Origin of the sequence: Amycolatopsis sp. NPDC049688, assembly GCF_040674975.1 — a bacterium.
Classification (GTDB): Bacteria; Actinomycetota; Actinomycetes; order Mycobacteriales; family Pseudonocardiaceae; genus Amycolatopsis.
Genome location: NZ_JBFANY010000003.1, coordinates 104,640 through 120,424, shown reverse-complemented (window position 1 = coordinate 120,424; position 15,785 = coordinate 104,640). Strand labels below are relative to the sequence as shown.

Here is a 15,785-nt window from a genome sequence, read left to right as displayed (position 1 = left end):
CCGGGCGCCCCCGCGCGCGGACCAGCGCCCGGAACGCCACCGTGGGGTACTTTCCTGCCATGCATCGCGTGGTGGCCCTGGTGCGGCCGGTGCAGTCGACGTTCGAGCTCGGCATCGCCGCCGAGGTCTTCGGCACCGCACGGGCCGGGCTGCCGCAGCACTACGCGTTCGACGTCTGCGCGGAGGTGCCCGGGCCGGTGCCGACGACGGCCGGGTACACGATGACCGTGCCGCTCGGCCTGGCCGCGCTCTCCACCGCCGACACCGTGCTGATCCCGGGCTGGGCGCCGGTGGAGGCGCCGCTGCCGCCCCGCGTGCGACGGGCGCTGCTGCAGGCCCACGCCCGAGGCGCGCGACTGGTGACGATCTGCTCGGGCGTCTTCGCGCTGGCCCGCACCGGACTGCTCGACGGCCGCTCGGCGACCACCCACCGGGCGCGCGCCGAGCAACTCCAGCGCGAATTCCCCCGAGTCCGGGTCGAGCCTGACGCGCTCTACGTCGACCACGGTGACGTCGCCACGAGCGCCGGCGCGGGCGCCGGGGTCGACCTGTGCCTGCACCTCGTCCGGCGTGACCACGGCGCCGCGTACGCCGCGCGGCTCGCACAGCACATGGTCCTGCCGCCGCACCGCGAAAGCGGTGACGAGCCGGCCCCGGACGAGCTCGCGGGTCTCCTCGAGTGGGCCGGCGCCCGCCTCGGGACCCCGTTGTCGGTGGCGGACCTGGCCGCGCGGCTGAACGTCTCCCCGCGCACGCTGGCCCGGCGCTTCGCCGAGCGCCTGGGCACCAGTCCCGGCGAATGGCTGCTGTCCCGGCGCGTGGCGGCGGCGCGCACCCTGCTGGCGGAGACGGACCTGCCGGTGGAGGCGGTCGCCGTCCGCGTCGGCCTCGCCTCGGCGGTCAACCTGCGCCGCCGCTTCCGCGACCGGGTCGGCACCACGCCGGGTGCCTACCGGCGGGCGGTCCGGCGTCAGACGTACTCGGAGATCTCGACGCCGTAGGTGCCCGGCTCGAGGGCCTCGAAGATGTGCGGGACGTCGCCCGGGTAGGAGATGTAGTCGCCCGGGAGCAGCTCCTCCGGCTCCTCCCGCACGCCGACCCGGGCGCGGCCCGCGCACAGCACGATGTGCTCGACCACGCCGGTCATGTGCGGGTCGCTCAGCCGGGGGGTGCCCGGCTCGGCCCGGATGAGGTACATGTCCCGCCGCGCGGACGGGGGACAGGCCGACAGCAGCGTGCACGCGTAGTCGGCGTGTTCGGCGAACACCGTCGGGCCCTTCCCGGCGCGGATGACGCGGACCTTCGGCCGTTCCGGCTCGACCAGCCGCGAAAACGGCACGTCGAGGGCGACGCCGAGGGCCCACAGCGTCTCGACGCTCGGGTTCCCGGTGCCCGATTCGAGCTGGGACAGCGTCGACTTGGCCAGGCCGGCGCGGCGCGCGACCTCGGTCAGGGACAGGCCGGCGCGGGTGCGTTCGCGGCGCAGGGACGCCGCGATGATCTCCAGTGGCGCGCCGGTGGCTTCCTGGGTCATGACTGTTCGCTCCATCGGTCTGTCCGTTCGCCTTGACGAACACGCGGTCGGTTGTTCACCATAGAACACATGCGTTCGATATGGCGAACACTCGATCGGGGCCTCGCCCGCGACGTCGGCCTGGTCTGTCTCGCCGATTGTCTCGTGGGGGCGTCCTACGGGGCCATCGCGGTGAGCTCGGGCTTCCCGCTGTGGCTGCCGATGCTGATGTCGCTGCTGGTCTTCGCCGGTGCGTCGCAGTTCATGTTCATCGGGATCGTGGCGGCGGGCGGCCACCCGTTCGCCGCGGTGCTGGCCGGGCTGCTGGCCAACGCGCGGCACCTGCCGTTCGGCTTCGCGATCGGCGACGTGCTGGGCAAGCGCTGGACGGCGCGGCTGGCCGGCACCCACCTGATGATCGACGAATCGGTCGCGTTCGCGCTGGCCCAGCGCGAGACCCACCGCCGCCGCGCGGCGTTCTGGGCGTGCGGGATCGGGTTGTTCGCCTGCTGGAACCTCGGCGTGGTGGCGGGCGCGTTCGCCGGGACGGCGATCGGCGACACCGACGCCTTCGGTCTCGACGCGGCCTTCCCGGCGGTCCTGCTGGCCTTGGTGCTGCCGGCGCTGCGCGACCGCGCGGCGCGGCTGCCGGTGCTGATCGGGGTGGTCGTCGCGCTGGTGGCGACGCCGTTCCTGCCCGCCGGGCTGCCGGTGCTGCTCGCGCTGGCCGGCGTGGTGGCCGGGGTCGCGGCGAAGGAGCCCGAGCTGCAGGAGGTCGGCTGATGGACGCGGGAGAACTGCTGATCGGCACGCTGGTGCTGGCCCTGGGGACGTTCGCGTTCCGGTTCGCCGGGCCGGTGCTGCGCACCCGGGTGAAACTGTCGCCGAAGGCGGAGCGCCTGATGGCACTGGCCGCGGTGGTGCTGCTGGCGGCGCTGGTCGCGGTCAGCGCGCTGACGGAGGGCCACGGCTTCGCGGGCATCGCCCGGCCGGCGGGAGTCCTGGTCGCCGGCGTCCTGGCCTGGCGGAAGGCCCCGTTCGTGCTGGTGGTCGTCGCGGCCGCGGCAACGGCCGCCCTCCTGCGCCTGGCCGGCGTTCCTTGACGTGCGGAAAGGGGCATCACCCGTGATCAGGCAGGCATCAGCCGTGATTGAGGAGGCATCAAGCGTGATCGGGGAGGCATCGCGGGCGATGCCCCTCCAGTCACGAGTGATGCCCCTCTGATCACACGTGATGCCCCGCCGGTCACGCGTGATGCCCCTCCCGGCACGCGCGGGGAGCGGGGCTGACCTGCCCGGAAGGGGCGGGGCCGGTGCGTCTAGGCTGGTGGGAAGGTCTTTCGGGAGGTCGGGTGTCGTCGGAACCGGTCATCGGTGTGCTCGCCATGCAGGGTGCCGTGCGCGAGCACGTCGCCATGCTGGCCGAAGCGGGGGCGCGGGCCGTGCCCGTGCGGCGGGCCGCCGAGCTGTCCGAAGTGGACGGACTGGTGCTGCCCGGTGGCGAGTCGACCACCATGTCGCGGCTGCTGGAGAGCTTCGAGCTGCTGGAACCGCTCCGGGCGCGGATCGCCGCGGGCATGCCCGCCTTCGGTTCGTGCGCCGGGATGATCCTGCTGGCCCGGCAGACCCTCGACGGGCGGCCGGACCAGCAGCAGCTCGGCGGCCTCGACGTCGTCGTGCGGCGGAACGCCTTCGGCAGGCAGGTCGACTCCTTCGAGGCCGACCTGGACTTCGCCGGGGTCGACGGAACAGTGCACGCCGTGTTCATCCGGGCGCCCTGGGTCGAGAAGGCCGGTGACGGCGTCGAGGTGCTGGCCTCGGTCAGCGGCGTGCCGGGCGTGGACGACGACACCGCTAGGATCGTCGCGGTCCGGCAGGGGGCGGTGCTGGCGACCGCGTTCCACCCGGAACTGACGCCCGACGTGCGGGTGCACCGGCTGTTCGTCGACCTCGTGCGAAAGGCTGCCTGAGACGCGGTGCCCGGCCGGGGTACGGAACAGATGGAGGAGAGATGAGCGGCCACTCCAAGTGGGCCACCACGAAGCACAAGAAGGCCAACCTCGACGCGAAGCGCGGCAAGCTCTTCGCGCGGTTGATCAAGAACATCGAGGTGGCCGCCCGCACGGGCACCGGTGGTGGCGACCCGGATGGCAACCCCACGCTCTACGACGCCATCCAGAAGGCGAAGAAGAACTCGGTCCCGCAGGACAACATCGAGCGCGCCCGCAAGCGCGGCGCCGGTGAAGAGGCCGGTGGCGCCGACTGGCAGACCATCACCTACGAGGGCTACGGCCCGAACGGCGTCGCCGTCCTGATCGAGTGCCTCACCGACAACCGCAACCGCGCCGCGTCGGAGGTCCGCACCGCTTTGACCCGCAACGGCGGCTCGCTCGCCGACCCGGGCTCGGTGGCCTACCTGTTCAACCGCAAGGGCGTCGTGCTGATGCCCAAGGGCGACGCGGCGGAGGACGACGTCCTCATGGCGGTCCTCGACGCGGGCGCCGAAGAGGTCAACGACCTCGGCGAGAGCTTCGAGATCGTGTCCGAGGCGACCGACCTGGTGCCGGTCCGCAAGGCGCTGCAGGACGCCGGCTTCGAGTACGAGTCGGCCGACCTGACGTTCCTGCCCTCGGTGAGCGTGCCGCTCGACGCCGACGGCGCGAAGAAGGTCTTCAAGCTGATCGACGCCCTCGAAGACTGCGACGACGTCCAGAACGTGTACGCGAACTTCGATGTTTCGGACGAGGTGCTCGCCGAAGTCGGCTGAGTTTTTCTTACGCCACAGCGCTTTCGTGCCCGGGCCGGAAACTTTCCGGCCCGGGCACTGGGCTCCGGCGGGGGAGTCAGGCAGAATGTGCGCCGTGACCTCGACGACCCCCGCCGCTGCCGCCGACATCACCGCCGAGCTGTCCGCGGAAGAACTGCGCCTCATCGAATGGATCGAGGGGCAGGCGAAGGAACGCGGCAACGCCGTCATCAACGTCGCCGGTGACGAGGAGGGCGCGGGCTACTGCTTCACCGCCTGCGCCTGGGCGCTGCACAACGTGCCGGAGGCCGTCGTGGTCGGGCTGCCCGAGCAGATGGGGCCGGTCCTGCTCGACGCCTACGTCGACCGCGCCGCCAACGGCGAGATCTTCGAGGTCGGCAAGCGCTACGACGACTTCTTCGAAGGCGTCCCGGTCGTCCTCGAGCGGGTCAACAAGGGGCACTACCCCGAGTACTTCGGCACGGCGTTCCTCATCTACCCCGACGGCGACTTCCCGGCCCTGCAGCTGATCGTCGCCACGCCCGAGGGTAAGTTCCCGTGGCACCCGGACGCGCCCGAGGGCTTCGCGCGCTGGCAGCCGGTGCTGACCGAGAGCGGCGACCCCGAAAGCTGGACCCCCGGCGTCGACGGTCCCTAGAACTTCCGCAGGTCGGCGGCCGCTTCCGGATACCGCAGCGCCAAGTCCGCGGCGGCCGCGAATTCGACGCAGTCGTCGGTGTACGGCGGCACGACGACCGTCCCCAGCAGGCTCCACGCCCCGCGCGTGACGGTGGCCTGCCATGTGCCGGCAGGCACCACGACCTGCGGGCGTTCCCCGGCGGCGACGTCGGTCCCCAGCACCGGCCGCTCCACCGAGCCGTCCGGGTGCAGCAGCAGCATCTGCGCCGGCGCGCCCGCGTGGTGTGCGTACACCTCGACCCGGTCGAGGCGGTGCGGCGCGGAGCGTTCGGGCGCGACGAGCAGGTAGTAGATCGCCGAGCCGTCGGCCGAGCGCCAGCTCTGCGCCCACTGCCCGCCTTCGACCGGGAGCGGCTGGAGACCCAGGTGGGTGACGAAATCGGCGGGCTGCGGCATGTCCTCCATCCTGCCGCAGACGCGCCCAGTAGCCTGCAGGCTCGAACTGATGTTCGCGGTGGGAGGAATGCGGTGCGGGTGCTCGGGGTCGACCCCGGTCTGACCAGGTGCGGTCTCGGCGTGGTCGACGGCGGCAAGGGCCGGGCCGTCCGCTGCGTCGCCGTCGACGTCGTGCGGACGCCGGCGGACGCCGACCTGGCGCACCGCCTGCTCGGCATCTCCGACGAGGTCGAGCGGTGGATGGACAAGTACAAGCCGGCCGCCGTCGCGGTCGAGCGGGTCTTCGCCCAGCACAACGTCCGGACCGCGATGGGCACCGCGCAGGCCGGTGGCGTGGTCGCGCTCGCCGCCGCGCGGCGCGGGCTGCCCGTCGTGTTCCACACCCCGAGCGAGGTCAAGGCCGCCGTCAGCGGGTCGGGCCGGGCGGACAAAGCCCAGGTCACGGCCATGGTGATGCGCCTGCTCAACCTCGAAGTCGCGCCGAAGCCCGCCGACGCCGCGGACGCCCTCGCGCTGGCCATCTGCCACCTCTGGCGGGAGCCGATGCGGGCCCGGCTCGCCGAGGCCGAAGCCCGCGCGGCCGAGATGGCCCGCACGCACAAGGCCCGCCTCGCCGCGGCCGCGAAACAAGCCAAGAACCCAGGAGCAGCACGATGATCTCGTCGGTACGCGGAGAAGTCCTGTCGGTCGGGCTCGACCACGTGGTGGTCGAGGTCGGCGGGGTCGGCTTCGCCGTGCAGGCCACCCCGGCGACGCTGGCGACCCTGCGCCGCGGCGAAGAGACCCGCCTGCACACCGCGCTGGTCGTGCGCGAGGACTCCCTGACGTTGTTCGGCTTCGCCGACGCCGACGCGCGCGAGCTGTTCGGGCTGCTGCAGACGGTGTCCGGCATCGGGCCGCGGCTGGCGCTGGCCACCCTCGCCGTGCTGGACCCCGACAAGCTGCGGGCCGCGCTGGTCGAAGGCAACATCACCGTGCTCACCTCGGTGCCCGGCATCGGCCGCAAGGGCGCCGAACGGCTGACCCTGGAACTGCGCGACAAGGTCACCGCGCTCGGCTCGGGCGACGCGCCCGCGGTCACTGCGCCCGGTGCGCTGCGCTCGGAGGTCGTCGAGGCGCTGGCCGGGCTCGGCTTCCCGGCCAAGCAGGCCGAGCAGGCCGTGGACAAGGTGCTCGCGGACGGCGACGGCCACACGACGGCGAGTGTGCTGCGGGCCGCCCTGGCCACCCTCGGCCGGAAGCGGTAGGCCGCGCCGTGGAGTATGAAGCCGTGGAGGAAGAAGAAGCCCTCTCGGCGTGGGCCCAGACCGGCGAAGAGAACGTCGAGGGCACCCTGCGGCCCCGCAAGCTCGACGAGTTCGTCGGCCAGCCCCGCGTGCGCGAGCAGCTGGAACTGGTCCTGGAAAGCGCGCGCCGCCGCGGCGTGCCGCCCGACCACGTCCTGCTGTCCGGGCCGCCCGGGCTGGGCAAGACGTCGATGGCGATGATCGTCGCCGCCGAGCTCGGCGCGGCCATCCGGATCACCTCGGGCCCGGCCCTGGAACGCGCCGGCGACCTCGCGGCGATGCTGTCCAACCTCGCCCCCGGCGACGTCCTGTTCATCGACGAGATCCACCGGATCGCCCGCCCCGCCGAGGAGATGCTGTACCTGGCGATGGAGGACTTCCGGGTCGACGTCGTCGTCGGCAAGGGCCCGGGCGCCACCAGCATCCCGCTGGAGATCGCGCCGTTCACGCTGGTCGGCGCGACCACCCGGTCCGGCTCGCTGACCGGCCCGCTGCGCGACCGGTTCGGCTTCACCGGCCAGATGGAGTTCTACACCGACGCCGAGCTGGAGCTGGTCGTGCGCCGCGCGGCGACCATCCTCGACATCCCGATCGACCGCGACGGCTGCGCCGAGATCGCCGGCCGCTCGCGGGGCACGCCCCGGATCGCGAACCGGCTGCTGCGGCGCGTCCGCGACTACGCCGAGGTGCGCGCCGACGGCAAGGTGACCCGCGAGGTCGCCCGCGCCGCGCTGGCCGTCTACGACGTCGACGAACTCGGGCTCGACCGGCTCGACCGGGCCGTGCTCACCGCCCTGACCAGGTCGTTCGGTGGCGGGCCGGTGGGCATCTCGACGCTGGCGGTGGCCGTGGGGGAGGAGGCGACCACCGTGGAAGAGGTGTGCGAGCCCTACCTGGTGCGCGCCGGTATGCTCGCCCGCACCCCGCGTGGCCGCGTCGCGACCGCGACCGCGTGGGAACACCTCGGCATGGTGCCGCCCGCGGACCTCCCGGGGCGCCCGGACCAGGGCGGGCCGTCGCTGTTCGAACAGGACTGAGTTCGAACGGGAGCGGGCGGGCCCGGACCGGCGGGTGGGTGCTGGCGTCCGCGCTGGTACCTGGCACACTTGACAGGAGCACATACCCAAAAACCGGACATTTCGGCTGGGCCCGGTGTCCGTCGAACGGAGAATCATGCAACAGCTATTGCTGCCCCTGCTGCTCGTGCTCGTCCTAGCCGTGCCGCTGGTGATGAGCACGCGGAAGCAGAAGAAGCAGCAGGCCGCGCAGCAGGACCTGCAGAACAGCCTGGCGCCCGGTGACCGCGTGATGACCACCTCGGGTCTCTACGGCACCGTCGCGGACACCTCCGGTGACACCACGATCGACATCGAGATCGCCCCCGGCGTCGTCACCACCTGGCTGCGGCTCGCCGTCCGCGAGAAGGTCGAGCCGGTCGTCGAGACCGAGGAGGACTCCGCCGACGAGGTCGTGGAGACCCCCGCCGAGGAGCCGGCCGTCATCGAGTCGTCCGCTGCCGTCAAGACCGACGAGCCGCAGACCACCGCCCAGGTGGCGCCGCCGCTGGAGCACGGCAAGAAGTAACTTCCGCGGCACTCCTGGGCCGGGACGCCGAATCCCGACGAAAGTCGGTACGGCCTCGCACGCCGGGCTCACGCAGCACCGAGTAGTGTCTCGGTGCTGCGTGCGTGTCCGCCGTCATACCCGTGCCCGGGAGTGAATCGCACACAGTCCCTCCCGGTAACCCTCCGGGCGGGCACCGCAACTTTGGGGTCCACCCCGTCCGAGGAGACCGAAGCACCGTGGCAGCTTCAGCCGGGCATCTCCGCCCGGGACGCTATCTCGCCCTGTTCGCCCTGATCGTGATCGTCTTGTACGCGCTGGTGTTCCTCACCGGCAACCACAAGCCGACCCCGAAGCTGGGCATCGACCTGCAGGGCGGCACCCGGGTCACGCTCACCGCCCGCACCCCCGACGGCGGCCAGCCGACGCGGGAGTCCCTGAACCAGGCGCGCCAGATCATCGAGCGGCGCGTCAACGGGATCGGCGTCAGCGGCACCGAGGTCCTCCTCGACGGCAACAACGTCGTCATCACGGTCCCCGGCGAGCAGGGCGACCAGGCGAAGAACCTGGGCAAGACCGCGAAGCTCGGCTTCCGGAAGGTCGTCGCGAACGCCACCCAGCCGGTGGTGCCGCCGCAGACGACCACCCCGCCGCCGGCCACCGGTACCCCCACCTCGGGCGCGCCGAAGACCTCGGCGCCGCCGTCGGCGACCTCCGGCGCCCCGACCACCACGAAGTCCGGTGGCGGTGGCGCCCCTGCTGCCGCGCCCGCGCAGCAGCAGAGCACCACGCCGGCCGCGCCGAGCAGCAGCGCCACGCCGCCGCCCGCGCCGACGCCGGCCCCCTCGGACGGCTCGGTGGACGCGCAGACCGCGCAGCAGATCCAGGCCGCCAAGGCGGTCCGCCAGAACCCGCAGCTGATCGGCGCCGACGGCCAGCCGAACCAGGAGCTCGTCGCGAAGGCGATGGCGTCGCTGACCTGCGCGCCGAACGCCAAGGACGCCCTCGAGGGCAACGACGACCCGAAGCTGCCGCTGGTCGCCTGCGGTGACCACAACACCTACAAGTACCTGCTGGAGCCGGAGTTCCTGCCGGGCACCGAGATCGCCGACTCGACCTCGGGCTACGACCAGCAGCGCGGCCAGTGGGTGGTGAACCTCAGCTTCAAGAGCGCGGGCACCAAGACCTGGGCGGACTTCACCTCGAAGAACACCGGCCAGCAGGCGGCGTTCGTGCTCGACACGCAGGTCGTGTCGGCGCCGAACATCCAGGTGGCCATCCTCGACGGCAACACCCAGATCACCGGCAAGTTCACCCAGTCCGAGGCGAAGGACCTCTCGGACATCCTCAAGTACGGCTCGCTGCCGCTGTCGTTCGCCTCTTCGGACGCGACCACGGTGTCGGCGACCCTCGGCCTGGCCTCGCTGCAGGCCGGCCTGATCGCCGGCGGCATCGGCCTGCTGGTGGTGTTCGTCTACTGCCTGTTCTACTACCGGCTGCTCGGCGTGCTCACCATCCTGTCGCTGGCCCTGTCCGGCGCGCTGGTGTTCGCGGTGCTGGTGCTGCTCGGCCGCTGGATCGGCTACACCCTCGACCTCGCGGGCATCGCCGGCCTGATCATCGCCATCGGCATCACGGCGGACTCGTTCGTCATCTACTTCGAACGGCTCAAGGACGAAATCCGGGAGGGCCGGACGTTCCGGTCCGCGGTGCCGCGCGGCTGGGTCCGCGCCCGGCGCACCATCCTGGCGTCGGACGCGGTGAGCTTCCTGGCCGCGGCGATCCTGTACGTGATCGCGGTCGGCGACGTCCAGGGCTTCGCGTTCACCCTGGGTATGTCCACGGTCCTCGACCTGGTCGTCGTCTACCTGGTGACGCACCCGCTGGTGGCCATGGTGTCCACCTCGAAGAACGCGTTCCTGTCCAATCCGAGGCACCTGGGCCTCGGCGCCGTGCAGCAAGTGGGTTCGCAGCGTAAGAAGTCGACCTCGGTCGGCCGCGCGAACGTGAAGGAGGCCTGACGTGGGGGTCGAAGAACTGGGCACGGACGCGGAAGGCAACGCCAAGGTGGCGGCCAAGCCCGGCAAGAAGGAAAGCGTCTTCCACCGGCTCTACGTGGGCACCGGCGCGTTCGACGTCGTCGGCAAGCGCAAGCGCTGGTACATCTTCTTCGCGGCGCTGGTGCTGGTGTGCCTGGCCTCGATGATCTTCCGCGGCTTCAACCTCGGCATCGAGTTCGAGGGCGGCACGCAGATCCAGATGCCGGCCAACGGCATCCACGGCGTGATCACCGAGGAGCAGGCCAAGGAGTCGTTCCAGAAGGCGCTCGGCCACCCGGCCGCGGAGGCGCAGAAGGTCGGCACCGGCAACGCGGCGACCATCCAGATCCGCACCGACACGCTGAACGCGGCCGACGTCGCCAAGCTGAAGCAGGGCCTGTTCACCGACCTGGGCCCGAAGGGCACCAACGGCCAGCCCAGCGTCCAGGCCATCAGCGACAGCGCGGTGAGCGCGTCCTGGGGCGGGGAGATCTCGCAGAAGGCCCTGATCGCGCTCGCGGTGTTCCTCGTCGCGGTGGTCATCTTCCTGGCGATCTACTTCGACCTGCGGATGGCCGCGGCGGCGTTGATCTCGCTGCTGCACGACATCCTGGTCACCGCGGGGGTGTACTCGCTGATCGGCTTCGAGGTCACCCCGGCGACCGTGATCGGCCTGCTGACCATCCTCGGGTTCTCGCTGTACGACACGGTGGTGGTGTTCGACAAGGTCCGCGAGAACACGCGCGGCCTGCTCGGCCTGACCCGCCGGACCTACGGCGAAGCGGCGAACCTCGCGCTGAACCAGACCCTGATGCGGTCGTTCAACACGGCGTTCATCGCGCTGCTGCCGATCCTCGGCCTGCTGATCGTCGGGTACGTGCTGCTCGGCTCGGGCACGCTGCAGGACCTGGCACTGGTGCAGCTCACCGGTACCCTCGTCGGCGTCCTGTCGTCGGTCGCCCTGGCGACGCCGCTGCTGGTCGACTTCAAGATGCGCGACCCGAAGTACAAGCAGCAGGCCGAGCGCGTCCGCCAGCGTCGCGCGGGCCAGGAGCGCAAGGCGGCGGCGGGCGAGGACTTCGACGCCTCGGACGACGACGCCCTGGCGAAGGAACTGCGCAAGGAGAAGGCGTACGCGGCCGCGGCCAGCGTCCCCGCCCGGATCCAGAAGCAGCGCCCGGCCGGGAAGCGGAAGCGCTGACGTGCAGCTCGAAGACGCCCTCGGCCTGATCGCCGAGGTGCCGGACTTCCCCGAGCCCGGCGTCCTGTTCCGCGACCTGAGCCCGCTCTTCGCCGACGCGGGCGCGTTCAAAGCGGTGATCGACGCGCTGGCGAGCACCCTCGATCCTTCGGTCGAGGCGCTCGCCGGCGTGGAGGCCCGCGGGTTCCTCCTCGCCGCGGCCGTCGGGTACGCCCGCGGCCTCGGCGTGGTGCTGATCCGCAAGCCGGGCAAGCTGCCGGCCGTGGCGGGCCGGGTGGACTACGCCCTGGAGTACGGCACGGCGACGGTGGAGCTCCCGGCCGGCGTGGTGCAGCCGGGCCGGCGCATCGCGATCCTCGACGACGTCCTCGCCACGGGCGGCACGGTCGCGGCCACCGGCAAGCTCCTGGAAGACGCGGGCGCGGTGGTCGACAGCGTGTCGGTGGTCCTGGAACTGGCCGCCCTCGGCGGCCGGCAGGTCCTCGGCGACCGCAAGATCCACGCCCTCCAGACCTGCTGACGAGCCTGCCGCGGCCCTCGTGAGTGAGAAACAGGGTTAGAACACTGTTTCTCACTCACGACCCGCCGCGGCAGAGAACGGGCTGGTGACGGGGTCCACATCCCCCTGAACGGGCGCACCCGACAGGGCTGCGAGGCGCAACGGCTACCCTGGTGGTCCGAAGGCCGCACGAGCAGCAGGAGGTGCGGGTGAGCCAGGAGCTCGACGCCGCGGTGCCCGCGAAGCAGGGCGCCCAGCAGAACGGGCAGGCGGCGGCGTCGCCCGCGCCGCCGAAGCCGAACGGCGCGGCGCCGAACCCGTCCGCCACCCGGCGGGTCCGGGCGCGCCTCGCCCGGCGGATCACCGCCCAGCGCGCCGCCCCGGTCAAGCAGGTCCTCGAACCCCTGGCCGTCATCCACCGCGAGCTGCACCCCAACGCCGACCTCGGCCTGCTCCAGCGCGCCTACGACGTCGCCGAAGAACTGCACCGCAACCAGCGGCGCAAGTCCGGCGATCCGTACATCACCCACCCCCTGGCCGTCGCCACCATCCTCGCCGAGCTGGGCATGGACACCACGACGCTGGTCGCGGCCCTGCTGCACGACACCGTCGAGGACACCGGCTACGCCGTCGAGAGCCTGAAGGCCGACTTCGGCGAGAAGGTCGCCGAGCTGGTCGACGGCGTCACGAAGCTGGACAAGGTGCAGCTCGGCTCGTCCGCCGAGGCCGAGACCATCCGCAAGATGGTCATCGCGATGGCCAAGGACCCCCGGGTGCTGGTCATCAAGCTCGCCGACCGGCTGCACAACATGCGCACCATGCGCTTCCTGCCGCCGGAGAAGCAGGCCCGCAAGGCCCGCGAGACCCTCGAAGTCCTCGCCCCGTTGGCCCACCGGCTCGGCATGGCCACGGTCAAGTGGGAGCTGGAGGACCTCGCGTTCGCCATCCTGCAGCCCAAGAAGTACGACGAGATCGTCCGCCTGGTCGCCGACCGCGCACCCTCGCGCGACATCTACCTGCGCTCGGTCATCACGGACCTGACCAGCAACCTCGTTTCGTCGCGGATCACCGCGAAGGTCGAGGGCCGGCCGAAGCACTACTACTCGATCCACCAGAAGATGATCGTCCGCGGCCGCGACCTGGACGACATCCACGACCTGGTCGGCGTCCGGATCCTGGTCGAGGACGTCCGCGACTGCTACGCCGCGATGGGTGTGGTGCACGCGTTGTGGCAGCCGGTGCCCGGCCGGTTCAAGGACTACATCGCCCAGCCCCGCTTCGGCGTCTACCAGTCGCTGCACACCACGGTGATCGGCCCGGACGGCAAGCCCCTCGAGGTGCAGATCCGCACGTACGAGATGCACCGGACCGCCGAGTACGGCATCGCCGCGCACTGGCGCTACAAGGAAACCAAGGGCACGCACACCGGCAACGCGATGGACGTCGACGAGATGGCGTGGATGCGCCAGCTCCTCGACTGGCAGCGGGAAGCGGCGGACCCCGGCGACTTCCTCGAGTCCCTGCGCTACGAGCTGGCCGCGCGCGAGATCTTCGTCTTCACGCCCAAGGGCGACGTCATCACGCTGCCGGTCGACTCGACACCGGTGGACTTCGCCTACGCCGTGCACACCGAGGTCGGCCACCGCTGCATCGGCGCCCGCGTCAACGGCCGCCTGGTCGCGCTCGAACGCAAGCTGGAGAACGGCGAAGTCGTCGAGATCTTCACGTCGAAGGCGGAGAACGCCGGCCCGTCGCGCGACTGGCTGCAGTTCGCCGGCTCGCCGAAGGCGCGCGCCAAGATCCGGCAGTGGTTCGCCAAGGAACGCCGCGACGAGGCGATCGAGGGCGGCAAGGAGGCCATCACCAAGGAGATCCGCAAGGTCGGCCTGCCGATCCAGCGGCTGGTCTCCGCGGAGTCCATGGGCGCGGTGGCCACCGAGCTGCGCCACGCCGACATCTCGTCGCTGTACGCGGCGGTCGGCGAGGGCCACACGAGCGCGAAGCACGTCGTGCAGCGTCTCGTGGCGCTGATCGGCGGCGTCGACGCGGCGGAGGAGGAGCTCGCCGAGCGCGCGACACCGTCGACCGTGACCCGCCGCCGCGGCTCCAACGACGTCGGCGTGGTCGTCAAGGGCGCCAGCGACGTCTGGGCGAAGCTCGCCCGCTGCTGCACGCCGGTGCCGGGCGACGAGATCCTCGGGTTCGTCACCCGCGGCGGCGGTGTTTCGGTCCATCGCACCGACTGCACGAACGCCGGCGACCTGCAGTCCCAGCCCGAGCGGCTGGTCGAGGTCGAGTGGGCGCCCTCGGCGTCTTCGGTGTTCCTGGTCGCGATCCAGGTCGAGGCGCTCGACCGGCACCGGCTGCTGTCGGACGTGACCAAGGTGCTGGCCGACGAGAAGGTCAACATCCTGTCGGCCTCGGTGACCACGTCCCGGGACCGGGTCGCGGTCAGCCGCTTCTCGTTCGAGATGGGCGACCCGAAGCACCTCGGCCACGTCCTCAAGGTGGTCCGCGGCGTGGAAGGCGTCTACGACGTCTACCGCGTGACGTCCGCTTCCTGAGGGATCCACGAACCGTCGACGGCGACGCCCGCGGCCGCGGCGATCCGGTCGCGGGATTCCAACAGGCGGGCGCGCAGGGCCGGCAGGTCCACGCCGAGGAGCTTGCCGTCCCGTTTGACGGCTTTCCCGGCCACGAAGACGCTGTCGACCAGGCCGGGGTGACCGGCGCTGACGATCGTGCCCACCGGGTCGCCGACGGGGAAGACCGAGAGGTCCTCGGCGTCGAGCAGCACCAGATCGGCGTCCTTGCCGGGGGTGAGACTGCCCGCGTCGCGCCCGCAGGCCCGGGCGCCGTTCACCGTGGCGCATTCGAGGACGGTTCGCGCCGTCAAACCGCGCTCGGCGGCCAGGGCCGTGCGCATGGCGCCGAAGAGGTCGCCGCCCGCCGACGGGCAGTCGTCGACCGACAGCGACGGCCGCAGCCCGGCGGCCAAGGCCCGGCCGGTGATGAGCGGCTCGAAGCCCATCTTCAGCTCGACGTCCGGGCTGATCGACACCGAAGAACCCGCGTCGGCGAGCATCGCCAGCTGGTCGTCGGAGAGGCCGTTGCCGTGGACGACGGTCGTGCGGTCGTCGAGCAGCCCGCGGGCGGACATCTCCGCGATCGGCCGGTCGCCCCGCGGCCAGCCACCGGTGCCGTGGACGTGCGTGCTCACCGGCAGCCCGAGTTCCCGCGCCAGCGCGACATCCGCGGCCGTATCGTCCATTGTGGACATCACGGGGCCGCGCAGGCCGAGCGCCATGTCGTCGCCCGGAAGCAGCTTGCGCACGCGCCGGATCTCCGGCTCGATGTCCGGGCCGTCGGCGCCGTAGCAGAAGATCGAGCGTCCCGGTGCGTCGTGCAGCGCCTGGACCGCGGCGTCGGCGTTCTCCGGGCGGCCGGCGCAGTGGAACCAGTCGAGCATGGTCGTGACGCCGGAGTTCAGCGCTTCGAGCCGGCCGAGCAGGTTGCCCAGGTACACGTCCTCCGGCCGGTAGTGCGGCTTGAGCGTGCCGTGCACGGCGACGCGGTACTGGCCGAACGTCCAGCCGGCACCGAGGCCGCGGAACGCGGTCTGCCAGGTGTGGCGGTGGGTGTCGACGAATCCGGGCAGGACGATCTTGCCCGAGGCGTCGACGACCTCGGCCCCGGCTGCCTCGATATCGGGGCCGACCGCGGCGATCCGGCCGTCCTCGATGAGCACGTCACCGCGGGGGAGCGTCCCGGCCGCCGGATCCATGCTGACCACCATGCCGCCGCGAAGGAGCGTGTTCATGGATGTCCCTTTCCCCAAGAGTTG

The 15,785-nt window shown here is 71.7% G+C and carries 17 protein-coding genes; 14 read left to right on the top strand and 3 right to left on the bottom strand.

The features are described from left to right. The first annotated feature begins 59 nt into the window (after nucleotides 1-59). Nucleotides 60-1,001 carry a helix-turn-helix domain-containing protein gene (locus AB0J55_RS11695; RefSeq protein WP_364246312.1) on the top strand — a complete coding sequence of 314 codons (942 nt, stop codon included), beginning with the start codon at nucleotides 60-62 and terminating at the stop codon, nucleotides 999-1,001. On the opposite strand, the gene AB0J55_RS11690 is transcribed toward AB0J55_RS11695, so the two are convergent. Further along, nucleotides 971-1,534: an XRE family transcriptional regulator gene (locus AB0J55_RS11690; RefSeq protein ID WP_354828964.1), complete on the bottom strand. Its 564-nt coding sequence runs from the start codon at nucleotides 1,532-1,534 to the stop codon at nucleotides 971-973. The genes AB0J55_RS11695 and AB0J55_RS11690 overlap by 31 nt on opposite strands. A 69-nt stretch (nucleotides 1,535-1,603) precedes the next feature. On the opposite strand from AB0J55_RS11690, the gene AB0J55_RS11685 reads away from it, so the two are divergent. From AB0J55_RS11685 to AB0J55_RS11665, 5 genes are all read left to right on the top strand, one after another. Then, complete coding sequence (locus tag AB0J55_RS11685; protein WP_364246309.1) at nucleotides 1,604-2,296, top strand: AzlC family ABC transporter permease; 693 nt, start codon at nucleotides 1,604-1,606, stop codon at nucleotides 2,294-2,296. Beyond that, nucleotides 2,296-2,616 (top strand): AzlD domain-containing protein, encoded by a 321-nt coding sequence (locus AB0J55_RS11680; protein WP_364246306.1) that lies wholly within the window; start codon nucleotides 2,296-2,298, stop codon nucleotides 2,614-2,616. Before AB0J55_RS11685 ends, AB0J55_RS11680 begins: the two co-directional genes overlap by 1 nt. Nucleotides 2,617-2,864: 248 nt before the next feature. Next, on the top strand, nucleotides 2,865-3,482 hold the full coding sequence (gene pdxT / locus AB0J55_RS11675; RefSeq protein ID WP_364246303.1) for a pyridoxal 5'-phosphate synthase glutaminase subunit PdxT: 618 nt from the start codon (nucleotides 2,865-2,867) through the stop codon (nucleotides 3,480-3,482). 41 nt (nucleotides 3,483-3,523) lie between these two features. Beyond that, nucleotides 3,524-4,279 carry a YebC/PmpR family DNA-binding transcriptional regulator gene (locus tag AB0J55_RS11670; protein ID WP_091310751.1) on the top strand — a complete coding sequence of 252 codons (756 nt, stop codon included), beginning with the start codon at nucleotides 3,524-3,526 and terminating at the stop codon, nucleotides 4,277-4,279. Nucleotides 4,280-4,364: 85 nt separating this feature from the next. Then, nucleotides 4,365-4,916: a DUF4262 domain-containing protein gene (locus AB0J55_RS11665; protein ID WP_364246300.1), complete on the top strand. Its 552-nt coding sequence runs from the start codon at nucleotides 4,365-4,367 to the stop codon at nucleotides 4,914-4,916. On the opposite strand, the gene AB0J55_RS11660 is transcribed toward AB0J55_RS11665, so the two are convergent. Next, complete coding sequence (locus AB0J55_RS11660) at nucleotides 4,913-5,353, bottom strand: cupin domain-containing protein (protein ID WP_364246298.1); 441 nt, start codon at nucleotides 5,351-5,353, stop codon at nucleotides 4,913-4,915. The genes AB0J55_RS11665 and AB0J55_RS11660 overlap by 4 nt on opposite strands. Before the next feature lie 72 nt (nucleotides 5,354-5,425). Between AB0J55_RS11660 and ruvC the strand changes: the two genes are divergently transcribed. The 8 genes from ruvC to AB0J55_RS11620 all read left to right on the top strand — a co-directional run bounded on the left by ruvC (nucleotide 5,426) and on the right by AB0J55_RS11620 (nucleotide 14,505). Then, nucleotides 5,426-6,010, top strand: coding sequence for a crossover junction endodeoxyribonuclease RuvC (gene ruvC, locus AB0J55_RS11655; protein WP_072478481.1), 585 nt, complete (start codon nucleotides 5,426-5,428; stop codon nucleotides 6,008-6,010). Continuing rightward, a complete protein-coding gene (ruvA, locus tag AB0J55_RS11650; RefSeq protein ID WP_364246295.1) occupies nucleotides 6,007-6,600 on the top strand; it encodes a Holliday junction branch migration protein RuvA in 594 nt (197 codons plus the stop codon). Before ruvC ends, ruvA begins: the two co-directional genes overlap by 4 nt. 8 nt (nucleotides 6,601-6,608) lie before the next feature. Next, complete coding sequence (gene ruvB / locus AB0J55_RS11645) at nucleotides 6,609-7,676, top strand: Holliday junction branch migration DNA helicase RuvB (protein ID WP_364246293.1); 1,068 nt, start codon at nucleotides 6,609-6,611, stop codon at nucleotides 7,674-7,676. Nucleotides 7,677-7,812: 136 nt separating this feature from the next. Then, nucleotides 7,813-8,223 (top strand): preprotein translocase subunit YajC, encoded by a 411-nt coding sequence (gene yajC / locus AB0J55_RS11640; RefSeq protein ID WP_364246290.1) that lies wholly within the window; start codon nucleotides 7,813-7,815, stop codon nucleotides 8,221-8,223. A 218-nt stretch (nucleotides 8,224-8,441) separates the two neighbouring features. Then, nucleotides 8,442-10,223, top strand: a complete 1,782-nt coding sequence (secD, locus tag AB0J55_RS11635; protein WP_364246288.1) for a protein translocase subunit SecD — start codon at nucleotides 8,442-8,444, stop codon at nucleotides 10,221-10,223. Nucleotide 10,224: 1 nt separating this feature from the next. Continuing rightward, nucleotides 10,225-11,442 (top strand): protein translocase subunit SecF, encoded by a 1,218-nt coding sequence (secF, locus tag AB0J55_RS11630; protein ID WP_364246285.1) that lies wholly within the window; start codon nucleotides 10,225-10,227, stop codon nucleotides 11,440-11,442. 1 nt (nucleotide 11,443) lies between these two features. Then, complete coding sequence (locus AB0J55_RS11625; protein ID WP_364246282.1) at nucleotides 11,444-11,962, top strand: adenine phosphoribosyltransferase; 519 nt, start codon at nucleotides 11,444-11,446, stop codon at nucleotides 11,960-11,962. Between the two features lie 188 nt (nucleotides 11,963-12,150). After that, on the top strand, nucleotides 12,151-14,505 hold the full coding sequence (locus tag AB0J55_RS11620; protein WP_191317262.1) for a bifunctional (p)ppGpp synthetase/guanosine-3',5'-bis(diphosphate) 3'-pyrophosphohydrolase: 2,355 nt from the start codon (nucleotides 12,151-12,153) through the stop codon (nucleotides 14,503-14,505). Here AB0J55_RS11620 and AB0J55_RS11615 read toward each other — a convergent pair. Beyond that, nucleotides 14,481-15,761 carry an amidohydrolase family protein gene (locus AB0J55_RS11615; protein ID WP_364246279.1) on the bottom strand — a complete coding sequence of 427 codons (1,281 nt, stop codon included), beginning with the start codon at nucleotides 15,759-15,761 and terminating at the stop codon, nucleotides 14,481-14,483. The genes AB0J55_RS11620 and AB0J55_RS11615 overlap by 25 nt on opposite strands. Between the last annotated feature and the right edge of the window lie 24 nt (nucleotides 15,762-15,785).